The organism is Chlamydia pecorum E58 (assembly GCF_000204135.1).
In the GTDB taxonomy this organism is placed as follows: domain Bacteria; phylum Chlamydiota; class Chlamydiia; order Chlamydiales; family Chlamydiaceae; genus Chlamydia; species Chlamydia pecorum.
In genome coordinates, this window is the sequence record NC_015408.1 from 958794 (window position 1) to 980278 (window position 21485).

Genomic DNA, 21485 nt, shown 5'->3' on the forward strand with positions numbered 1-21485 from the left:
GCTCCATATACCGGGATCCTCATGTTTTCACATATCAAAAAGCGTTTTCTGTTTAATCTTCTTTCCCTGTGGATTGTGTTAACACTAACGTTTCTAGTCATGAAAACAATTCCTGGGGATCCCTTTAATGAAGAAGGCTGTAATGTTATCTCGGAAAAATCCCTGAACATATTAAAAGCCCATTACGGCCTAGACAAACCTCTATATAAACAATACAGCCTCTATTTCTACTCCCTAGTTAAAGGAAATTTTGGAAATTCCCTTGTCTATAGAGATCGCTCTGTCATAAACATTATCACCACAGCATTTCCAGCATCTGCAATTTTAGGGCTGCAAAGTCTGGTCCTCTCCATCTGCGGAGGAATCCTATTAGGAACTCTCGCAGCACTAAAAAGAAAAAAATACAGACACTATATCCTAGGAACCTCCATATTACAGATTTCTACCCCTGCCTTTGTTTTTGCCACCCTCGTACAATACATCTTTGCCGTAAAACTCCCCCTTTTTCCCGTCGCTTGTTGGGGAAGTTTCTCCCACACCATCCTCCCCACACTTGCGCTTGCGGTCTCCCCTATGGCCTTCATTACCCAACTGACCTACTCCTCAGTCTCTTCAGCACTAAATAAAGACTACGTCCTTTTCGCTTACGCTAAGGGACTCCCTCCCTTAAAAGTCATTCTCAAGCACGTCCTCCCCTACGCACTATTTCCCACCATCTCCTACTCATCATTTTTGATTACTACAGTAATGACGGGAACCTTCGCCATAGAAAATATCTTCTGCATCCCAGGTCTAGGGAAGTGGTTCATCTGTAGCATAAAACAACGTGACTACCCTGTAATCTTGGGACTAGCAGCATTTTATGGGACTTTTTTCATGCTTGCCTCACTAGCTTCGGATCTCCTTCAAGCTTTCATCGATCCACAAATCCGCTATAGCCACATGAAAAAAAATAAAAAAAATAAAAAACAACCCCACACACAAGAAAAAGCAAACCCCTATCCCAAAGCAAATACAATAAAACAAAATTGACTAATTAAAAACGCTTGGGAGTTTTAAAGAACCCTATGGATCCAGTACCCCTCTTTCCATCTCCGACCCTCTGGGAACGTATTCGTAAAAACAAAATGTTACTTTTCGGACTGGGGATTTTTTCTGTCATTTTTTTGGGAGCCCTAATTCTCCCCTGGTTCTATCCTTACCATGAGCACATGTCTTTAAATCATACGCTAACTCCTCCAAACCTGCGTTTTCCCTTTGGCACAGACTTACTAGGAAGATGCATGCTCTCAAGAACCCTACAGGGATTGCGGCTTTCCCTTCTCATTGCTCTTATTGCTACGTTCTTGGATGTATTTATCGGACTCCTTTGGTCCACAATTGCCATCTTCAGCCACAGAAACGTAAACTTCCTCATGATGCGCACAACAGAAATCCTTTATTCCCTCCCTACTGTTCCTGTAATTATCTTGCTCTTAGTGATCTTCCATAATGGAATCCTCCCGCTAATTTTATCCATGATCATGACAGGATGGATCCCCATATCACGAATTATCTACGGACAATTCCTACTTCTTCAAAACAAGGGCTTTGTTCTTTCAGCAAAAGCTATGAACGCTTCTGTTTTTCATATTCTTATGAAGCACCTTATCCCTAACTCTCTTGCTCCGATCATCTCTACGCTGATCTTTACTATCCCCAAAGCAATCTATACCGAAGCATTTATTAGCTTCCTAGGATTAGGGATCCAACCTCCACGAGCAAGCTTAGGAACCCTCGTAAAAGAAGGCATTAATGCTGTAGATTACTACCCTTGGCTGTTTTTCTTTCCTTCTATCTGTATCGTATCTTTATCAATTAGCTTTAACCTAATAGGTCAAGGTGCGAAACGTTTGTTTATCGAGGAAAATTTCCATGAATGATCCCCTTCTAAATATCTCGAATCTTAAAATCATCTCTGAAAACCCTAATAGGACTTTAATTCAGGACTTTTCTCTAAAGCTCAAACAACAGAGGAGCATTGCCCTCATCGGGGAAAGCGGTTCAGGGAAAACTACAGTCATCAAAGCTATCCTAGGATTTCTCCCAAATAATTGTAGGATCACTGAAGGAAGCATCTTACTAAACTCTACTACAGACCTTGCAAAAATCCCCCAAAAAGAGTTCTATAAAATCCGCGGAAAAAAGATTGTCACGATCCTTCAAAACGCTATGGGCTCTCTCACCCCATCTATGCGCATAGGGAAGCAAATCATAGAAACCCTAAGACAACACCACACTCTCAGCAAAAAGGAAGCCTTTGAAAAAGCCGAAGAACTCCTCGCTAGCGTGCATATTCCTGATCCTAAACGCTGCTTGTATCAGTACCCTTTTGAGCTCAGCGGAGGCATGCGACAAAGAGTCGTAATCGCAATTGCTCTTTCCTGTTCTCCAGAGCTTATCCTTGCAGACGAACCTACAACAGCTTTAGATTCCGTATCGCAAGCACAAGTATTGAAAATTTTACATCAGGTCCATAAGCAAAACCAATCCGCGATGATTCTCGTCACCCATAACCTTGCGCTAGTTACCGAACTCTGTGATGATATCGTTATTATAAAAAATGGGAAAATCATCGAAATCGGAAGTGTCCAAGATATCTTCTCCTATCCCCAACATCCCTATACAAAACAGCTCCTAAATGCTGTTTCTAGAATCCCCATTACGGAAAATATGGCCCCCATTTTAAGATATAAACCCCATTGCTACGCCACCCAAGGATAAGCCTATGTCGCACCTTATCTCTATTCGCAATCTGTCCCTCTCCATCCATAATCATAGAATCCTAAAAAACATTCACCTTACCCTAACCCAAGGAGAGTGTCTAACTATTGTAGGCGCGAGCGGCTCGGGAAAGTCCACACTTGCCCTTGCCATTTTAGGTCTTCTCAAACCTTCAGAAGGCTCCATCACACTACACCTCGATCCCTCTATTCCCAAAGCCCGCGCTATGCAAATGATCTGGCAAGATGTAAACTCCAGCTTAAACCCCACTTCCTCTATTAAAAACCTGATTGCTGAGCCCCTAAAAATCCTAAACACCTACTCAAGATCACAACAACATCAGGAAATCCTTCGTGCCTTAAAGCTGGTGAATCTCCCCAGCTCCATCTTGGAGCTAAAGCCTCATAAACTCAGTGGAGGACAAAAACAGCGCGTCGCAATTGCAAAAGCAATTGTATGCCGCCCAGAACTTCTTATCTGCGATGAGCCCCTATCCTCCCTAGACACCCTAAATCAAGCTCTCATCCTCGAGCTCTTTGGGAAAATCCAAAGAGAATACAAAAATACCCTCCTCTTTATCACCCACGATATGTCCGCAGCCTATGGAATCGCAGATACTATAATAGTCATGGATCAAGGGAGGATCGTGGAGCATGCCAAAAAAGAACAAATCTTTTGCGCTCCTACCCATGAAAAAACACAAGAACTCCTCCAAGCAATTCCTCTGTTTTCCCTAGCTCCTCAAAAAACAGAATCCTCATCTTCTCTTCCCCCTAAGGAAGAACAAGTTCTCGTATAAATAAAAAATTCCTAAAGGGAAGAAGAATTAAAGTTCTTTATAGTTATGTCACAGGTTATGTATACTTCCTAAGAAATTAACGCTCTTTGAAGTAGTTCGAAAACCCTTTTATCTATTTTGTTTTTTTCTTAAGAAACGTAAAATTGCGCTATGCCGACAAGGCCCAAAACACTCTCTCCCCAATCCAGCTTAAATCATAGAATACTCCAAAGATGGAAGTGTCGCTATTCATTCATCTGCTCTCCCTGGAAACCATTGACAGAAGAAAGTAGGCATGCTACGAGACAAAAAAGCAAAAAAAAACTGGAGTCTCTCTAACGCATGGATATTTCCCATATTTTGGAAGACCTCGCTTACGATGAAGGAATCCTCCCAAGAGAAGCTATAGAAGCTGCGATTGTCAAGCAAAACCAAATCACTCCATATCTTCTGCAAATCTTAGATGACGCAACAAAACGTATTCCAGAAATCATCAATGATGGGAATTACCAAGGACATCTTTATGCGATGTATTTGCTTGCGCAATTTCGAGAAAGTCGTGCGCTTCCCCTAATTATTAAGCTCTTTGCTTTTGAAGATGACACTCCCCATGCGATTGCAGGGGAAGTTCTTACTGAAGATCTTCCCAGAATCCTGGCAAGCGTCTGCGATGATGAAGCTCTAATCAAAGAGCTCATAGAAACCCCAAATATCAATCCTTATGTTAAAGCTGCAGCAATTTCAGGGCTTGTAACTCTTGTGGGGGCAAGGAAACTCTCCAGGGAGCATGTTATGCACTATTTTGGAGAGCTCCTAAATTATAGATTAGAAAAAACTCCCTCTTTTGCTTGGGATAATCTCATAGCATCTATATGCTCCCTCTATCCAAGAGAGCTTTTTTATCCTATAACTAAGCTTTCCAGGCCGGCCTTATTGATACTACCTTTATCAATACGGAAGATATTACCAACATCATAAACGAAGAAAGTGTAGAATCTTGTATTGAAGAGCTCTATTCTTCTACAGAACTCATTAATGACACTCTAGAAGAAATGGAAAAATGGCTCGAGGATTTTCCTATAGAAACCTAAATCCCCAACAATGCTTTCCAAATACCGAGGCTGAGGTCCCCAATTGAACACACGAAAACGTTTTTTATCTCTAAGTTTTTTAATTTCCATTCTCTTTAGCATTTGGTTAACTCCACATCCTGCAACAATAGATCCTAAAGCATGGAAGCTCTTTGCAGTATTTACGACTACAATTATTGGGATTATCCTGCAGCCCTTCCCGATGGGAGCTGTCGTTATTATCGGCATCTCCTTTCTCCTTCTTACCCAAACACTCACTTTAGAGCAAGGTCTCTCGGGATTCCATAATCCTATTGCATGGTTGGTATTTCTTTCATTTTCTATAGCAAAAGGATTAATAAAAACTGGTTTGGGAGAACGCGTAGCATATTTCTTCGTCAGTGTACTTGGGAAAAGTCCCCTAGGGCTAAGCTACGGCTTAGTCATTACAGATTTCCTTCTCTCTCCAGCAATTCCTAGTGTTACTGCTCGTGCCGGGGGGATCCTCTATCCGGTAGTGACTGGTCTTTCAGAATCGTTCGGAAGTAGCGCAGAAAAAGGTACAGAAAGCCTCATTGGTGCGTTTCTTATTAAAGTTGCTTATCAAAGTTCAGTAATTACCAGCGCGATGTTTCTCACCGCTATGGCAGGGAATCCTCTCGTAGCAGCATTGGCAGGAAATGCTGGGCTCTCTCTATCCTGGGCAACATGGGCAAAAGCAGCATTCCTCCCAGGACTTCTCAGCCTTACTTTGATGCCAATCATCTTGTACAAACTCTATCCTCCGACAATCACCTCTTGTGAAGAAGCCATCCGCACAGCAAAACTCCGACTTAAAGAAATAGGCCCCTTGAAACAAGGTGAGAAAACCATTCTTTTAATCTTTGCGCTTCTTGTAGTACTGTGGACATTCGGAGATCTGTTCAAAATCTCCGCAACAACAACGGCGCTCATTGGAGTCTCCCTACTCGTCCTAACTAATATCTTAGATTGGCATAAGGATATCGTCACTAATGGCACAGCATGGGAAACCTTTATCTGGTTTGGCGCCCTAATTATGATGGCCTCCTTCCTGAACCAATTTGGATTTATCCCCCTTGTAGGCAACTCCGCAGCAGCATTGGTGAAAGGGCTCTCCTGGACCATAGGATTCCCATTGCTCTTCCTAGTCTATTTCTACTCTCATTACCTGTTCGCTAGCAACACCGCCCATATAGGTGCAATGTTTCCAGTATTTCTCGCTGTCGCTATCTCTCTAGGGACCAATCCGATGTTTTCTGTACTAGCATTTGCTTTCGCAAGCAATCTCTTTGGGGGGCTTACTCATTATGGTTCAGGACCCGCCCCTCTGTATTTTGGCTCTCAGCTAGTCACCGTTAAAGAATGGTGGCGCTCAGGATTTATCTTAAGCATAGCAAACATCGCTATTTGGATCGGAATCGGCTCAATATGGTGGAAAGTCCTAGGGCTAATATAGAAATCATGAAATCCCCTGAAAAGGGATTCTCATTGTTTCAAAAATAGAATAAGAATAAGCTGCAAAATTATTTAGAATCTTCTCGCACCCTAATGCATCCATCTTACATAGATCTTGATACGATAATCAACTCATACACCCCGCCTCTCCCCAAAGAACTCCAGAAAGCAGAAATACTTACTCCCCACCCTGACAAAGGAAAATCTCATAAGATTTCCAAAGATATCAAAACATTATTCCCCCATACCTGCGATCTTCCCTACATCAGATTCTCTCCTGGGAAGCCTTCTCCAGCAGGGCCCCTAAAAGTGGGGGTAATGCTCTCAGGAGGCCCCGCACCCGGAGGGCACAACGTCATTCAAGGATTACTAGACAGCCTAAAGAAGTTTCACCAAAACTCTCAACTCATAGGATTTTTAAATGATGGTGAGGGACTAACAAACAATAACGCTATAAACATCACAAAAGAATTCCTCTATAAGTTCCGAAACTCTGGAGGATTTAACTGTTTAGGCACAGGAAGAAAAAACATCGTCTCGCAAGAGGGAAAAGAGAGTTGTCTCAAAACCATACGTGCTCAAGATCTCGATGGGCTGGTCATCATTGGAGGGGACGGCTCAAATACGGCAACAGCAATCCTTGCAGAGTATCTTGCAAAAGAACACCCAAAAACTTCAGTAGTAGGAGTGCCAAAAACTATAGATGGCGACTTGCAACATGACCTCTTAGACCTTACATTTGGCTTTGATACTGCCACAAAATTCTATTCTTCAATCATTAGCAATATCTCTAGAGACGCTCTCTCTTGTAAGGCACACTACCACTTCATCAAGCTCATGGGACGCTCAGCATCACACATTACTTTAGAATGTGCCTTACAAACCCATCCAAATATTGCCCTTATTGGAGAGGAGATTGCAGCGAAGAACCTCCCTCTAAAAACGATTATACATAAAATCTGCTCCATAATTGCAGATCGCGCTGCTATGGAAAAATACTATGGTGTAATTCTTATCCCTGAAGGGATCATCGAGTTTATCCCAGAAATTACCAATCTCATTAGGGAAATCGAAGCCCTCTCAGAAACCCAAGAAAAGCTCTCTCAGCTCTCTCCAGAATCTCAAGAGCTCATCCACAGCTTCCCTCCAAAAATTATTGACCAGCTTCTCTATGATCGCGATGCTCACGGAAATGTCTACGTCTCTAAAATCAGTGTAGAGAAACTCCTCATTCACCTTGTGAAAAATCACCTCCAAAAACATTTCAAAACCGTCCCTTTCAATGCAGTATCACACTTTCTAGGCTACGAAGGAAGATCCGGAATCCCTACAAAGTTCGATAACGATTACGGCTACAGCTTAGGATTCGGTGCTGGAGTTTTAGTTCGCCATTGCTGCAATGGTTACCTCTCTACAATAGAATCCCTCGCCTGTTCTTTTGAGAAGTGGCGTCTACGGGCAATTCCCATTGTGAAGATGCTCACACTAAAACGTCATTCTGATAGCCCCCTGCAGCCCAAGATCAAAAAACATTTGGTTGATATTAGTAGTCCTTCATTTAAAAAGTTCAAGCTATACAGAAAAATCTGGGCCTTAGAAGACTCCTACAGATTTTTAGGGCCACTACAACTACAAACCCCTCCAGATACCCATTCTGATAACTTCCCTCCACTTACCCTTCTTTTAAACCACAACCACTGGCAACACCAATGTCACATGTGTATAGAAATCCCTGATGGAAATTATTAGCACTTTATTCCCTAGCAACTAGCTATAAAAAAACCTAGGAATTTCTTCTCGACTAATTTATCCTTAAAAATTACATTAACCAAGTGAGAATAAGGTATTCCTGTGCTACTAAGTGCTGCCAGAAACTACGAACGCCGTTCTATACTGTCGATAACTCTCCTAAATGAAGTAACCTCGTTCGGAGTTTTACATACCCCAAGGCTCTCTCCTCCTTATCCTTTGGTTATCATTCTTCACGGTTTAGCATCTAATAAAATAGGAACAAAACGCTCCTATATCTATCTTGCCGAAGAACTGGCAAAAATTGGAATCGCGACATTACGCGTCGACCTTCCTGGACATGGGGATAGCGAATACCATCTTCTTGATTTCTCCCTAGAAGACTACAAAACCAGCGTGTGGGAAATTATAAGTTACGCTTTTTCTCAATCGTATACGGATACAGAAAATGTAGCAATTTTTGGCTCTTCACTCGGAGGAACTTTGGCTCTTCTCAATATAGCTGCTTTTCCTAAAGTCAAAAGCTTAGCCCTTTGGGCCCCTACAATCTTAGGAGCTCTATGGCTGCAGGAAACCCTCAGCCAACCAAAATCTGAAGTGACCACAAAAGATGAAGAGGTCCTCTATGCAGGAGTTCCTATAAATAAAACCTTTTGTTCGCAATTCATAGATTTGCAAGCCCTACAAGAAGCCCATCTTTTCTCTCCAGCACTCTCTATTCTCTATATGCAAGGCCAACAAGACTCTCTAGTCTCCCTACAGCATCAAAAGCTTTTCCAAGAGGCCTTCATAAATAAAAGCAACCCTGTAGATATCCGAACTTATCCTAACGTCGATCACACCTTTGCCTGTACTAACACCTCTGTCTTCTCCGACCTCATTCAGTGGCTACAATGTGAACTTACCCCTCAGGACTAGCTGTGGAACTCCTATCTTTAAATAAAAGCTATTTTGAAATCCAACGCTTGCGCTACCGCCCAGATACTCTAGCTTTCCTAGATACCATAAAATCCCAACATTTTCAGGACTCTACAACTCCCCCCTCATGCTCTCAAGAACTCCAAGAAAGCCTCCCGAATCTCTGTCGCATTCCTGATGTCTCTATTTTCAAAGGGGAAGCCACTTCCTCACCTCCACTGAAAATTGGCGTTTTACTCTCTGGAGGGCATGCTCCAGGAGGACACAATGTCGTGATCGGCTTATTTGATGGTCTGCGAGCCTTTAATCCTAAATCACGACTTTTCGGCTTTATAAAAGGACCTCTAGGGCTAATCCGAGGATTATATAAAGATTTAGATATCTCTAAGATCTATGATTACTATAACCTGGGAGGGTTTGATATGCTCTCCTCAAGTCGCGAGCAAATTACCACAAAAGAACAAAAAAGCACGATTCTTGCAACTGTGAAAAAACTTAAGCTCGATGGACTACTCATTATTGGCGGGAACCATTCCAATACCAACACCGCCATGCTTGCAGAGTACTTTCTTGAACATAACTGCTCCATTCCTGTCATTGGCGTTCCAAAAACTATAGATGGTGATCTTAAAAACCACTGGATAGAGACCTCCTTAGGCTTCCATACCTCCTGTCGGATCTACTCCGAAATGATCGGGAACCTCATGAAAGACACTCTCTCCATAAAAAAATACCACCATTTTGTGCGCCTTATGGGGCAGAGAGCCTCTTACACCACGCTAGAATGCGGCCTACAAACACAACCTAACATCACGTTAATTAGCGAGCATATCGCCATAAGAAAGCTCTCCCTAAAGCAGCTTTGTAAGCATATCGCCCTGAGCCTTATCAGCCGCTATCGCTCTGGGAAAAACTACAGCACCATGCTTATCCCTGAAGGGCTAATCAAACATATTTCCGACACACGAAAGCTGATCCACGAGCTGAACCTCCTCCTCTTAAAACAAAAACTCCCATTAGAAAAACTCTTAGAAAAGCTTTCTCCAGAAGCTCTAAAAACCTTTCGCTCCCTACCACCAGAAATTGCCCAGCAAATTCTTACTGCTAGAGATTCCTATGGGAACATCCTCGTCTCCAAAATCTCTACAGAAGAGCTCCTGGCAACTCTAGTGAAAAAAGAAATTCATAAGATCGATCCTCAAATGGATTTCTCTCCTGTTGCGCACTTCTTCGGCTATGAATCCCGGGCAGGCTTTCCTTCCAACTTCGACTGCAATTACGGCATCGCTCTGGGGATCTTCTCTGCACTCTTTCTTGTTCGTAAGAAAACAGGTTATATGGTCACCATAAATAACCTCGCCAAACCCTATAAAGAATGGAAAGGAGGTGGCGCCCCATTATACAAGATGATGCACGTCGAAGCCCTAGGAAAAACATTAACACCAAAAATTAAAACCGACTCTGTCCATCCTCACTCCCCCGCCTTGCAGTATCTGCTAAAACAAGGGGAAGAATGCCTGCTAAACGACTCCTATCGCTTCCCAGGGCCATTGCAGTATTTCGGAGAAAAAGAACTTATAGACCAGCGCCCTCTGACACTACTTTGGGAAAGCTAATAAAAGAACAAAAAAAACGGAGTGCACTGAGGAGGTTCAGGCACCCCTAAAACTTATACTCTTTAGCAAATGTATTAGCAATTGTAGCGGTAGTCGGACTTGAACCAACGACACACAGATTATGATTCTGCCGCTCTAACCACCTGAGCTATACCGCCACAGGGAAAATGTTAAACTAGCGGGAGAAGGATTCGAACCTCCGACCTTTGGGTTATGAGCCCAACGAGATGACCTCTACTCTATCCCGCGATAAACCAAGAATCTATCAAACTCGTATATTTTTATACAAGGGAATAAAAAAGCTTTTTAGTGCATCCCAAGTGTTCTCAAAAGCTGCTCCCTCTTCTTGTAAAAATACTTTTCCCTTATGAACTAGATGTTCTCTCTCCTCAACATGATCTAAGAGGAAGATAACAGCATCCAAAATAGCATCTGTGTTGTGCACACACATCCCTACATGGGATTGCAATAAGCGCTCAGCAACTTCTGATTGAGAGGTGATGCATGGGCCAAAAAGTAACGGAACTTCGTTTTGTAATGGTTCTAACAAGTTATGCCCACCAATTTTTGGATCAAAGGTCCCTCCGACAAAAGCAACATCTCCAGCAGCATAAAGCTGCTGAAGAAGACCAATCTCATCTACAACAACAATAGGGGAATCATGAAAGGAAACTTTTTGACTCCACAACCCATAGGGTAAGTCGTACCTGCGTAAGCTCTCCTCAAGATCCTTAGTTTTTTCTATATGTCTGGGAACCCACAATACCTTAATGTTCTTTTGAAGCAGAGCTGCTATTGCTGGCAACCATTTCTCATCATCGCTTTTATGTGTAGAGCCTAACACTATAAGTTGCTCTTCAGAAGCAATCCCCAAGCGCTCCCTCCATTCCCCACGAATCTGTTTTTTTGAAGTAGAAGATTTTATATAGGTTTTGATGTTTCCTGTGATGTGCAGTTTCTTTTCAGCAATTCCTAAAGAGAGAAACCGCTGTTTATAAACAGCATCTTGAAGCAAAAAGAGATCCACAGGAGAAAAATAATTTTTCCCTAAGCGCATTAAAAACTTAAATCCCCGAGAAGACTCCTTGGAGATTCTTCCATTCACAACTACAATGGCAGCCCCAGCCCTCTTTGCCTCCTGAACAAGATTAAACCAACAATCCCCTTCAGAGAATACCATTAAGGAGGGAGATAACTTACGCACTAAAGGGTTTATAATTAAGCTAAAGTCTAAAGGCAAAATGGAAACAGTTGCTCCCATAGGGCAATATAACTGCTCTGCCTGCTTCACTCCAGCTTCACTACATGCCGTCACTACTACCCGCCATTCGGGAAACTCCTCAAAAAAACGCTCGATAATAGGGTAAAGTAAACGGATCTCCCCTACAGAAGCTCCATGAAACCATACCAAAGGCCCTAATCCCGGCACAACGGGCTTTTTTATCCCAAAGCGAACAGCTATAGAACGCTTATATTTCCCATACACAAGCATTTTATATGCTATCTTAGGGAACGCTAAAATAAAGGCAAAAATTAACGCAACATCATAGAAATACCCAAATGTTCGATAGAAGAAACGCTTCATCACACAACAAAATTCACTAACTTATTTGGAACAAAAATCTCTTTTTTAATTAAGACATCTTGCAGATACTTATCAACAGCCTTCCTAGCCAAAAGGAGAACCTCATCTTTAGGAAGATCCTTATCCAATTTTAAACACCCACGTAACTTACCATTTACCTGAACTACCATTGTTACTAAAGAGTCCTGGAGATAGCGCTCCTCTGTCTGTGGCCATAAAGCACGATCTATTCCTGCATCATTTCCCAAATAAACCCAAAGCTCTTCGCTAATATGGGGAGCTATAGGGGCTAACACCCTAACTGCCAAAGCCAAGGCAGCCTTAGAATAGACAGGAAGCTTAAGGAAGTGGTTCAAAAACTCCATAAAATTCGAGGGAATCGTATTTAACGAAAGTTTTTCAATATCCTCTGTTACACGATGTACAAGCTTATAGGCCAGAGCTAAGCCCTGCTGATCATCCACATCTTGAACCTTCGAAGAAGTTACCAACTCAAAAAATCGGTTAAGGAAACGTCGACAACCTGCAACCCCCTGATTTGACCAAAGTTTGTTCTTATCCAAAGGTCCTGAAAACATCGCATACATCCGTAATGCATCCGCACCATACTCCTCAATAAGAGTCTGAGGATCCACACCGTTAAGCTTGGATTTTGACATCTTTTCCTGTCGCACCAATACAGGCTCTCCAGAAGCAGTCTTCCATACGCCATTTTCCTCATGTACCTCTTCAGGATAGACATACCCCTTCCCAGGTAAGCGATAAGAAGTTGCTAGTACGAGTCCTTGGTTTACAAGCTTCTGGAAAGGTTCTTTTGTCGAAACCAGCCCTCCATCATAAAATACCCGATGCCAAAACCTCGCATATAATAAATGAAGAACAGCATGCTCAGCGCCTCCAATATACAGGTCCACAGGCATCCAATAAGACTCCTTTTCCTTAGACCAAGGTGACAATAAGTTATGGGCATCACAAAAACGCAGATAATACCAACATGACCCCGCCCACTGAGGCATCGTATGAGTCTCCCTCCTTCCCTTCTTTCCAGTTTTGCTATCAATAATGTCTACCCAATCTTTAGCTTTTGCTAAAGGCCCTAGACCAAATCCTTCAGGGCGGTAATCTTCAATATCAGGAGGTAATAAGGGAAGCTCATCATCTTCCAAAGGACGGCTCGTACCATCTTCAAAATGCACAATAGGAATCGGCTCTCCCCAATACCTTTGGCGAGAAAACAGCCAATCCCGCAACTTATACATTACCTTTGCTTCTCCTAAACCTAAGCGCTCCAAATAACGTATAACATACTCTCGAGCTTCCTGCCCACACAAACCGTCCAAGCAAAACTCACCAAAGCTACTGTGTATACAATAGCCTTCACTATTGATCACTTCATGAATCGGGAGGGAAAAGGTCTCAGCAAACTCACGATCTCTCTCATCATGCCCAGGGACCCCCATTACCACGCCTGACCCATAGCCCAAAATAACGTAGTCTGCAATCCAAATAGGAATCTCCTCGTGAGTAATAGGATGCTTAGCATACCTTCCTGTAAATACCCCGCTCTTGCGCTTTACAGTACTGATACGGTCTCTCTCACTTCTTCCTAAAACCTCTTGAACATAGCTCTCCACTTCAGCTTTTTTCTCTGGCAAGACAATTTTCTCAACCAAGGGATGCTCAGGAGCAAGCACAAGAAAGCTCACTCCACAAAGCGTATCCGGACGCGTAGAAAACACCTCTAGATTTTCTCCAGAATCCATAAAGAAGCGAATCAAGGCTCCTTTAGACTTTCCTATCCAGTTCCTTTGTAATTGCTTTACACTCTCGGGCCAATCAAGATCATCCAGTCCTTCTAAAAGCTTATCTGCATATGCGGTAATCTTTAAAATCCACTGTCTTAGCATCCTGCGCTCTACAGGATACCCTCCTTCTATAGAAAGGCCATCTTCCACTTCCTCGTTAGAAAGTACAGTGCCTAGTTGGGGGCAATAATTTACAGCCATATCTGCCATGTAGGCAAGACCCTGCTGATAAAGATAAAGAAAGAGCTTTTGTGTCCAGTGGTAGTACTCGGCATCACTCGTAGCAAACTCCCTATCCTCATCATAAGAAAAGCCCATGGCAGAAAGCTGCACTTTAAAATTTTCTATATTCTTCTTTGTTGTTAATTTAGGATGTGTCCCTGTTCTTATTGCATATTGCTCTGCAGGCAAACCAAAGCTATCCCACCCCATAGGATGCAAAACCGAAAACCCCCGAGCTCTTTTGTAGCGTGCAAGAATATCCGTTGCAGTATAGCCAATTAAGTGGCCAACATGCAAACCTGCGCCAGAAGGATAAGGAAACATATCCAAAACGTAGTACTTTTCCTTACTTGTATCCTCTATAGCTCGAAAAGTTTTGTTCTCCTTCCAAAACTTCTGCCACTTTTTTTCAATCAAGCTGGGGTCATAATGCATAAGAAAACCTAAGAAACTACCTTTTTTAAAAAATTTCTAAAGATAGTGTACTTCCCCTCTGGAGAAAAAACAAGAACCTTTGCATTTTTGAAAAACTCAATAAAAATAAAAAACTATTTTTTATAGTTTTTACTATCTAGTCCACGCATTGACAAAAAAGTAATGTGATTTTAACCTTTTACCAGCATTTTTATTAAAGCTCATGAGTTGTTCGTGAAGTATTTTGCTGCTCTAGTTTCGTTTTTGTCCCTGGCTATTACCACGGCAATAGGGACAGCATCCATTCCAGGATTCCCAGACGTTCCCGAAGATCTACTTAAAGTTTCCTCCGAAATTATTGACTCCCAAGAAATCTGCACTGCAATTAATATTTATAGTCGAGGGTATAACCTTATCGGAGTATTTCATCTTCCTACCACACAAATGCCTGCGGGGGGGTTCCCTACTGTACTCCTATTTCACGGCTTTAGAGGAAGCAAATACGGTGGTGCCTCCCATCCCTATAGAAAATTAGCTCAAAAGCTTGCGCAAAATGGCATTGCTTGTATTCGCGTGGATATGGCGGGATGTGGGGATAGTGAAGGTCATGCAGAGTCTATAGAGATCAGAACATATTTAGCCAATGGCGAAGATATCCTAGCTGCTGTTAGCAATTATCCTGAAGTTAACCCCTTTAGGTTAGGAGCTGCAGGTTTCTCTCTAGGATGTCATACAGCTCTTCACTTGGCTAGTTTGTATGAACCTTCTCACTTTACATTAAAATCTCTCAGTCTTTGGGCTCCTATTGCAGATGGGGGGATCCTCTTAAAAGAACTCTATGATCAATACAAATTAAATAAGGAAAATGCAGCAGCTATTGGCAAAGGCTTCGGTATAGGTCCTCTTCCTCTTGTAGTTCGCCCTCGTGATATTGAGGACTTATTAAAAATCCAGGATCATGTTGTAGCAAATTCCCTTCCTACGCGTCCCTACATCCTTCATCAACAAGGAGAAAAGGATGATATTGTCTCTCTCACTCAAAGATCTCTGTTTCAAAAGACGGCTCCTGGAAAAATGAGTTTCCAAGTGTACCAAGATACCGGACATAGTATCGAAGATTCCCCTTACTTTGATGAAATTATGCAAGAGATCATCACCCACTTCACTCGGACTCTATAACACCCTAGGAATTTAAAAAATAAAGTGCAAATCCACTCTTGATTCCTCGCAATTTTTTATTTATATTATAGGAATTTTCCTCTCCTGCACATTGAGAACAATATGACGGATATTTTAGTCATAGGAGCCAATCCCACAGGTCTTGCGTTGGCAAATATGCTGATACAACACGAGATCTCAGTTAAAGTTATAGATCATCGCAGTTCTCCAGAAGAACCCAGCTTATTAGATTGTCGGAATCTTCCTGTAATCCTGTCCTGTTCCGCCTTAGAGCTTCTTCATAATGGTGGCATCTTACAAGACTTCTTAAAAACTCAGCATAAAATCTTCGGAGCCCGCTATCATTGGAAAAAGCGCTCGCTCCTGTTTAAGTTTAATCAGACTAACAACTCTCCTACTCCCTTTTCTATAATCACTACATACCAAGAACTTGAAACGCATTTAAGGGAAGTCTTTATTCAGAGAGGAGGAGTCATTGATTGGGCAACACGCCCTGTTACTCTCATCGAAGATAGCATCTTTATTGAAAACGTAACTTCATCGCAGAACTTCGAAAAACGAGAAATTTATAATCCTAAATGGATTATTGCTTGTGAAGCAGACGCTGATCCTGACATCAAAGACTTACTTAAGTCTCATATCAAGCGTAAAACCCATAAGGAAACTTTCTTTGCACACTGTCATGAGGGGCAGCCTTTTGAAGAAAGCCACGTCCATCTTATCCCCCTTACAAAGCTTTTCTTAAATTTTGTTTTCTTCAATCCTATAGAAAAAACCAAGCAACTTTACCTTCCTTACATGCTCTCTCCTAAGCTTAAAGAAAAGCTCCGCTATACATATAATCTTAATATTGCTGAGGAATTCTCTCACATTAAGGCTACTCTCAATGTTTTGCCTGCAGAGCATGGGAATATCTTGTTCTTAGGTCAGCTTGCCCAAAGTCTATCTTTTTCCTACGTTAACGGGATTAATGCAAACATTCACGCTGCTTTTAACCTCGCTTGGAAACTGATTCCTGTATTAAAACAAGCTGCATCAAAATACCTGATCAAAGTTAAAGAACAGCGTAATGGAAATCTTCTTCCTCTGTTTAGTGAAAAAATAGAAAGAAGAACAAAGAAACTCCCGTTTTCTAGCATCTATGCTCCAGCGCTGATGTATTATTTTCTCAAGGGATGCCGGCAGCTAGATCACATAGGCGGGGAATATTACTACCCCCCACACAAAGCCTTAAAGTACCGCTCTAGCGACCTAATCAAAATCTCTCCTCAAGATAAAGAAATTCAAGGCCCTGGGCCAGGAATGCGTGCTGCTGATATCCAATTAGAAAATGGAACGTTTCTTTTAGATCCCCTTCATGGGACAAAGCACCAGCTAATTTTCTTTAAAGATCGTGAGGATCTTTACCAGGCCCTAAAAGAAGAGTATGGCGAATGGATCGAGGTTACTGTAGTCAAGGATCCCAAAGTCTTCAAACTCTATCATGCCAATCCTAACTCCTTATTTATCATCCGGCCAGACCGCTACATTGGCTATAGAACTCACGAGTTTAAGCTACACGAGCTAATCTCTTATCTACTTAGAATCTTCGCTGCTGAACAGATACCTTAAACTTAAGAGGAGACTCTCTTCTTCTTTCGTTGATAAAATCTCGTTTCTCCGTTGAAGAAGCTTTTGTTTTCTTTCTCCGAGTTTCTTCAACTCCTCCTTAAGCTTAATAATGTTTAAGCTTCCTTCTTTTAAGAGTTCTCCAACAGATTTCTCTTTTACTTGAACATACTGAGATACCCTAGAGGAACTCTGACAGATTCCTTGGATCTCTTGAGCACGTTTAGCATCAATGTTTACTTGACACTCTACTTCTCTGCATAACAACCTAAGAACTTCAATAGGAACATCTTCAAGCTTATCCAAACACACAGGTAAATCAACCTCAGGTTGGCCTGAAGGCGAAGTTCCTGCAGACTTTACTATCTCTAAAAGCTCTTTCTGCACATTACAATGAGGCCCTTTTTTTATCTGCTCTTGGAAAATACTACGAGCTATCTTTAATGATAGGTTACATTGTTGACTGAATGAAACATCTATACCTTCTGTAAGAATTTGTTCTGCAGCATACAACTCCTCCATAAGTCCTGCAGCTTGTTTATACTTTTCACTGCTAGAAGAATATGCATATGCCTGCCCCTCTAGAGGCTCTTGAACCTTTAAATAAGAAGATAATGCTGTCAGTGCCCTCGCATAGTCTTGAGAAGAAGGTTTATCATTATTTGTTATTTCCTGTTGCAAAGCCTCCAGCTGCTCTTTAGCCTTACGGGCTAAGGCTTTACCACTTCCTGCCACATCTGAAGAAAACCTTAAGAACGGAGATAAATCCTCCAACCCAGAAACACTTAATATCCCTTGACATCCTTCAAGAATTGCTTCAGCATTCTGCCCATCTAAAGCTTTGCGGGTTTTCACTTCAAAATCATCCCTAAGCCGCACTTGACATGTTCCAGAACATGCTCCAAGCTCCAACTGGGCCTCTAAAAGAGAAAAATTCCCCGCTGAAACAATCTCAGAAATCTTCTCTCGGAATACCCTCTTAGCATTCTCCCTCTTCTTGGGATCTCTGCAAATTATCCTAGATAACGTATTCAGCTCTTGAATCTGATCAGAAAAATCCGAATCTGCAGCGGGGGGGATCTTTTCAGCAGCCTTTTGAATCGCAGCTAAAAGTATAGCGCGCACAGTAAGAAAATGAGTCATTTTTTCCGAGATCCTTTGAAGATCTTTCTGCTTTGACTCCGCATGCTTTTCAAGAGTTTTGGAATTGTTCTGTTCTCTCTCCCAAGTTGCCTGCTCCGTACATAACTTAAGAAGCTCGTTAGTTCTTACTTCTTCCTGATACTCCAGCAATTTTAACTCTTGCTCAATAACATCTTCGACCAAGAAACTCTCCGCCTGTAAAGTTTCCCTATGATCCCTTGTCAAAGAAGCTACTTTTGAACTTACATTTTCTTTAGGGAAAGCCTTCTTCATGCGTGTATTCAACATATCCGCATCTTTACGCAGCTCTTTCAATACATTTTGGAAAGTCTTTGTTTTTCTTCCCGGAGAACCATCAAGATCTCTAATGACCTCTCTAGCCCAAGCTTGCTCAAACCCCTCTAAACCTAAAGAATCCTGTAAGGCAATAAGATGATCAAGATTCTCATTTTCAAACTCCGAAGGAAGAATTTTTGTCGCTGGGATTAACTTCTGTACAGTTTCTATAACTCGAGCATCAAAAAATTTTTTCTCCATAAAGTAGCCCATAGCCATAGGAACAAGGCGCATACAAACAGTAAGGACTCCGAGGGCAACCATAATCCAAACTATCTGTGTAGACACAAAAGCTATACCAAGAGCCATAGCGACTAAACTAAGAATACCATTTACCAAAGCTTCAGAAAAAATCCACTTGTTAATCGTCTCCTTCACCCCTCGTAAGAACTTCTCTAAACTCTCATGCCGAATAGTTACATAATTTCTATATTCCCGAGCTAACCCCTCTGCAAAGCCCTCTTCCGTCTCTAAGTTAGTTTTCCCAACAACAAAGGGCGTAGCGCTACTCTTTCCCTTCTCTCCAAGGCTAGCAGCTTGCAAAGACTCCTGAAGATTTAAGAACTTACGTGAACTGTGCTCATGTATAGCGCTGAAAAGACTAGAGGCACTCGAAAGGATGTTACCCGTTTGAAAATCTGCAGCGTTTCTAAAAACACCGTTAAAACTCTCTATCCCAGAAATAATTGCATTTAAGCCTTGTATCCCTTCTTGAATCAAAGTGGAAAGATCTTTCCCTTGCATTTCATGCTGTATAGAACGCAGAGCCTGAGACTTTGCTTTAAATTCCCTTTCCCTCTGTTTTCGTCTTGCATCTAAAGTTTTTTCCCGAGTTGTCAACGCTGACAACAGTAAACTCCCTCCTGAAACACCTTCATTACAGACTATTTCATTAAGAGAGCGCACGCTAGAACTCAGTATTGCAAGCTCTTCTAACAGCACACGATACTCTTCAAACAACTTCTTAAGTTCTTCTGAAGACAGCGCTTCAGAAGCTATTTTCTTAGACTGTTTTTTTAAGTATTTCTCGCAATCCTTTAAAAACCCTACTGTTGACTCTGTCCCCTTATCAAAGGTCTTCACCTTAAACATCTGAGTCTCAAATTCAGAAAACAGAGAGGAGAAATCCTGAAGTAATACCTTACTCAACCGGGACTCTTGTAACTTTGTATACTTACCTTCTAAAAAACTCAAAGACTTACGTATAAGAGCAATAGAATGCAAAGCATTTTGTTTTTCCTGAAGAACCTCTTCAAACGGTTTATTAGAAACTGCTCCCCAACTATCTTCAAGGACACGCTTTTCTATGCGTTCTAAATTGCATTTTAAAGCGACAAACTGACTTTCTGGATGTTTACGTAAAACTGCTTCAACGTCATAACAAGCTCCCTTCCCACATTGAACTGCCCCTCGAACCTTATCTAGAAAACTTCCAATATCTCCTAAATTAATCAAAGCCAATACCAAAGCTTTCTCAGCTTTTTCTATAACAACGCTAGGACTATCTGAAGAACTACATCCTACCTTGAGACGAATTTTCTTACACTCTTCACGCAATCGCCTTAGGAGTCCCTTTAGCACGAGTTCATTATTCGAATTCGATAAAGCATCATCCTGAGACATCAAAGCTGTGGCTCGAGAAATCCCTAAAAGCAAACCTAATCTAGCTTCATTGCAGGCATCATGTGTTCCAAGCTTATGACACAAATCTTGTATGCGCTGAACATGCCTTGTATCCCCGCTGATAAATAACTCGAATAAATTCCCAAGAGCTTCAAAATCACTCAAGCACTGAGAAGAATACAAGGAAGCCAGTAACGAAGATATCTTTTTAAAAGTATTTGCAGCAAAGTCTAGTAAAGGAATCCCTTTCTCCATAAACTGCTTTGTAGTTGCTGATATTGGATGCAAAGCTACTAGGGTTTCACTACGCAAAAAACGACGCTGCATGCGATCAAGACTCCGCCTAGCCTCTACACCTACCTGAGTAGCATATCCACAAATTCCAAGGATATTTCTTGCAAGATCTATATAACTTCCCGGAGGGAGCGCTTGAGGATCCACCCCCGCTGCAAGTAAAGAGCTTTGCTTTACAGCTTCAATAGCGTCATTCCCCGCCCCTCCATTCATAATCTCTACTTTAGCAGCTTTAACATCATTAATATACTTACCCCACTCTGCCATGCTTGGCCCTGAGTCTAATCCGACCAGCATGCTCGTTTGATGACGCTTAGGCAGATCTCCCGCGAAATTCAAAACATTATCTAACTGTGCACCACCATCAAACACAGCTTTTAGTTTACCAAGTCCCTTCTGGAGCTTCTCTTTAAAGCCTAATTTTTTCTTAGGCAATTCTATGTTGTACTTATAAAGTGTAGACTGTGCTAAAGAAGGATACTGACTTAATAATTGTTGCCGATATACTTGAAGCGCACGATACTTCAAGCGAATCGCATTACACTTATTTCTTAACTTACTCCCCGCAATACCAGTAATCAGCCCCACGCCAATTCCTGTAACTATAGGGATCCAGAGAGGAATTCCAAACAACATGCTTAAAGGCAAGGCAAACGCTACAGCCATTCCTATGATAGTCACAATAACTAACGCAACCTTATACAGGCGCAGCTGTCTGACCTCTGTAGCATCCATACGCTCAAGCTCATCATTCAATGCTTCTATAAGCTGACGATGCGTAGTTAAGTGAGAGCGAGGCCCCGTGATCTCGCGATCCAGTGAGGGCGCCTCACTAATCCAGGGGAAAGAGGCACTAATCCCAGAAGACATGTTATCCTTAATGTTATAATATTTTTTAAAAGAGAA

Annotated in this window: 13 protein-coding genes, 2 tRNA genes and 1 pseudogene; 11 read left to right on the forward strand and 5 right to left on the reverse strand. The window is 41.9% G+C overall.

Annotated features, from left to right (window positions below):
- Positions 1 to 21 precede the first annotated feature (21 nt).
- From G5S_RS04255 to G5S_RS04295, 9 genes and pseudogenes are all read left to right on the forward strand, one after another.
- Entirely contained in the window at positions 22 to 1032 is a 1011-nt protein-coding gene (locus tag G5S_RS04255; protein WP_041467102.1) for an ABC transporter permease, read from the forward strand.
- 35 nt (positions 1033 to 1067) lie between these two features.
- Positions 1068 to 1922 (forward strand): ABC transporter permease, encoded by an 855-nt coding sequence (locus G5S_RS04260; RefSeq protein ID WP_013712975.1) that lies wholly within the window; start codon positions 1068 to 1070, stop codon positions 1920 to 1922.
- Entirely contained in the window at positions 1915 to 2763 is an 849-nt protein-coding gene (locus G5S_RS04265; RefSeq protein ID WP_013712976.1) for an ABC transporter ATP-binding protein, read from the forward strand. The genes G5S_RS04260 and G5S_RS04265 overlap by 8 nt, the downstream gene beginning before the upstream one ends.
- A gap of 4 nt (positions 2764 to 2767) precedes the next feature.
- Complete coding sequence (locus G5S_RS04270) at positions 2768 to 3562, forward strand: ABC transporter ATP-binding protein (protein WP_013712977.1); 795 nt, start codon at positions 2768 to 2770, stop codon at positions 3560 to 3562.
- Between the two features lie 321 nt (positions 3563 to 3883).
- Positions 3884 to 4632 (forward strand): annotated as a pseudogene (locus tag G5S_RS04275) (DUF1186 domain-containing protein).
- Between the two features lie 43 nt (positions 4633 to 4675).
- Complete coding sequence (locus G5S_RS04280) at positions 4676 to 6088, forward strand: anion permease (protein ID WP_013712980.1); 1413 nt, start codon at positions 4676 to 4678, stop codon at positions 6086 to 6088.
- A gap of 92 nt (positions 6089 to 6180) precedes the next feature.
- Positions 6181 to 7836: a diphosphate--fructose-6-phosphate 1-phosphotransferase gene (locus G5S_RS04285; protein ID WP_013712982.1), complete on the forward strand. Its 1656-nt coding sequence runs from the start codon at positions 6181 to 6183 to the stop codon at positions 7834 to 7836.
- Positions 7837 to 7938: 102 nt separating this feature from the next.
- Positions 7939 to 8754: an alpha/beta hydrolase gene (locus tag G5S_RS04290; RefSeq protein WP_013712983.1), complete on the forward strand. Its 816-nt coding sequence runs from the start codon at positions 7939 to 7941 to the stop codon at positions 8752 to 8754.
- Positions 8755 to 8756: 2 nt separating this feature from the next.
- Positions 8757 to 10370 carry a diphosphate--fructose-6-phosphate 1-phosphotransferase gene (locus G5S_RS04295; RefSeq protein WP_013712984.1) on the forward strand — a complete coding sequence of 538 codons (1614 nt, stop codon included), beginning with the start codon at positions 8757 to 8759 and terminating at the stop codon, positions 10368 to 10370.
- Positions 10371 to 10454: 84 nt separating this feature from the next.
- Here the strand turns inward: G5S_RS04295 and G5S_RS04300 are convergent.
- The 4 genes from G5S_RS04300 to leuS all read right to left on the reverse strand — a co-directional run bounded on the left by G5S_RS04300 (position 10455) and on the right by leuS (position 14417).
- Positions 10455 to 10528: transfer RNA gene (locus tag G5S_RS04300), tRNA-Met, on the reverse strand.
- Between the two features lie 18 nt (positions 10529 to 10546).
- Positions 10547 to 10619: transfer RNA gene (locus G5S_RS04305), tRNA-Met, on the reverse strand.
- A gap of 16 nt (positions 10620 to 10635) precedes the next feature.
- Positions 10636 to 11955, reverse strand: a complete 1320-nt coding sequence (gene waaA / locus G5S_RS04310; RefSeq protein ID WP_013712985.1) for a lipid IV(A) 3-deoxy-D-manno-octulosonic acid transferase — start codon at positions 11953 to 11955, stop codon at positions 10636 to 10638.
- The gene (gene leuS, locus G5S_RS04315; RefSeq protein WP_013712986.1) at positions 11955 to 14417 is read right to left on the reverse strand and encodes a leucine--tRNA ligase; all 2463 of its coding nucleotides are present in this window, start codon (positions 14415 to 14417) and stop codon (positions 11955 to 11957) included. The genes waaA and leuS overlap by 1 nt, the downstream gene beginning before the upstream one ends.
- 213 nt (positions 14418 to 14630) lie before the next feature.
- Between leuS and G5S_RS04320 the strand changes: the two genes are divergently transcribed.
- Positions 14631 to 15575: an alpha/beta hydrolase gene (locus G5S_RS04320; RefSeq protein ID WP_013712987.1), complete on the forward strand. Its 945-nt coding sequence runs from the start codon at positions 14631 to 14633 to the stop codon at positions 15573 to 15575.
- Positions 15576 to 15677: 102 nt separating this feature from the next.
- Entirely contained in the window at positions 15678 to 17186 is a 1509-nt protein-coding gene (locus G5S_RS04325; RefSeq protein WP_013712988.1) for an FAD-dependent oxidoreductase, read from the forward strand.
- On the opposite strand, the gene G5S_RS04330 is transcribed toward G5S_RS04325, so the two are convergent.
- Positions 17151 to 21449: a hypothetical protein gene (locus G5S_RS04330; protein WP_013712989.1), complete on the reverse strand. Its 4299-nt coding sequence runs from the start codon at positions 21447 to 21449 to the stop codon at positions 17151 to 17153. The two genes, G5S_RS04325 and G5S_RS04330, sit on opposite strands and share 36 nt — an antisense overlap.
- Between the last annotated feature and the right edge of the window lie 36 nt (positions 21450 to 21485).

What these genes read in the sequence shown, in the direction of transcription:
- G5S_RS04285 (WP_013712982.1), top strand. Translation starts at nt 6,181, where the DNA reads ATGCATCCATCTTACATAGATCTTGATACGATAATCAACTCATACACC.
- G5S_RS04270 (WP_013712977.1), top strand. Translation starts at nt 2,768, where the DNA reads ATGTCGCACCTTATCTCTATTCGCAATCTGTCCCTCTCCATCCATAAT.
- leuS (WP_013712986.1), bottom strand. Translation starts at nt 14,417, where the DNA reads ATGCATTATGACCCCAGCTTGATTGAAAAAAAGTGGCAGAAGTTTTGG.
- G5S_RS04260 (WP_013712975.1), top strand. Translation starts at nt 1,068, where the DNA reads ATGGATCCAGTACCCCTCTTTCCATCTCCGACCCTCTGGGAACGTATT.
- G5S_RS04325 (WP_013712988.1), top strand. Translation starts at nt 15,678, where the DNA reads ATGACGGATATTTTAGTCATAGGAGCCAATCCCACAGGTCTTGCGTTG.
- G5S_RS04265 (WP_013712976.1), top strand. Translation starts at nt 1,915, where the DNA reads ATGAATGATCCCCTTCTAAATATCTCGAATCTTAAAATCATCTCTGAA.
- G5S_RS04255 (WP_041467102.1), top strand. Translation starts at nt 22, where the DNA reads ATGTTTTCACATATCAAAAAGCGTTTTCTGTTTAATCTTCTTTCCCTG.
- G5S_RS04330 (WP_013712989.1), bottom strand. Translation starts at nt 21,449, where the DNA reads ATGTCTTCTGGGATTAGTGCCTCTTTCCCCTGGATTAGTGAGGCGCCC.
- waaA (WP_013712985.1), bottom strand. Translation starts at nt 11,955, where the DNA reads ATGAAGCGTTTCTTCTATCGAACATTTGGGTATTTCTATGATGTTGCG.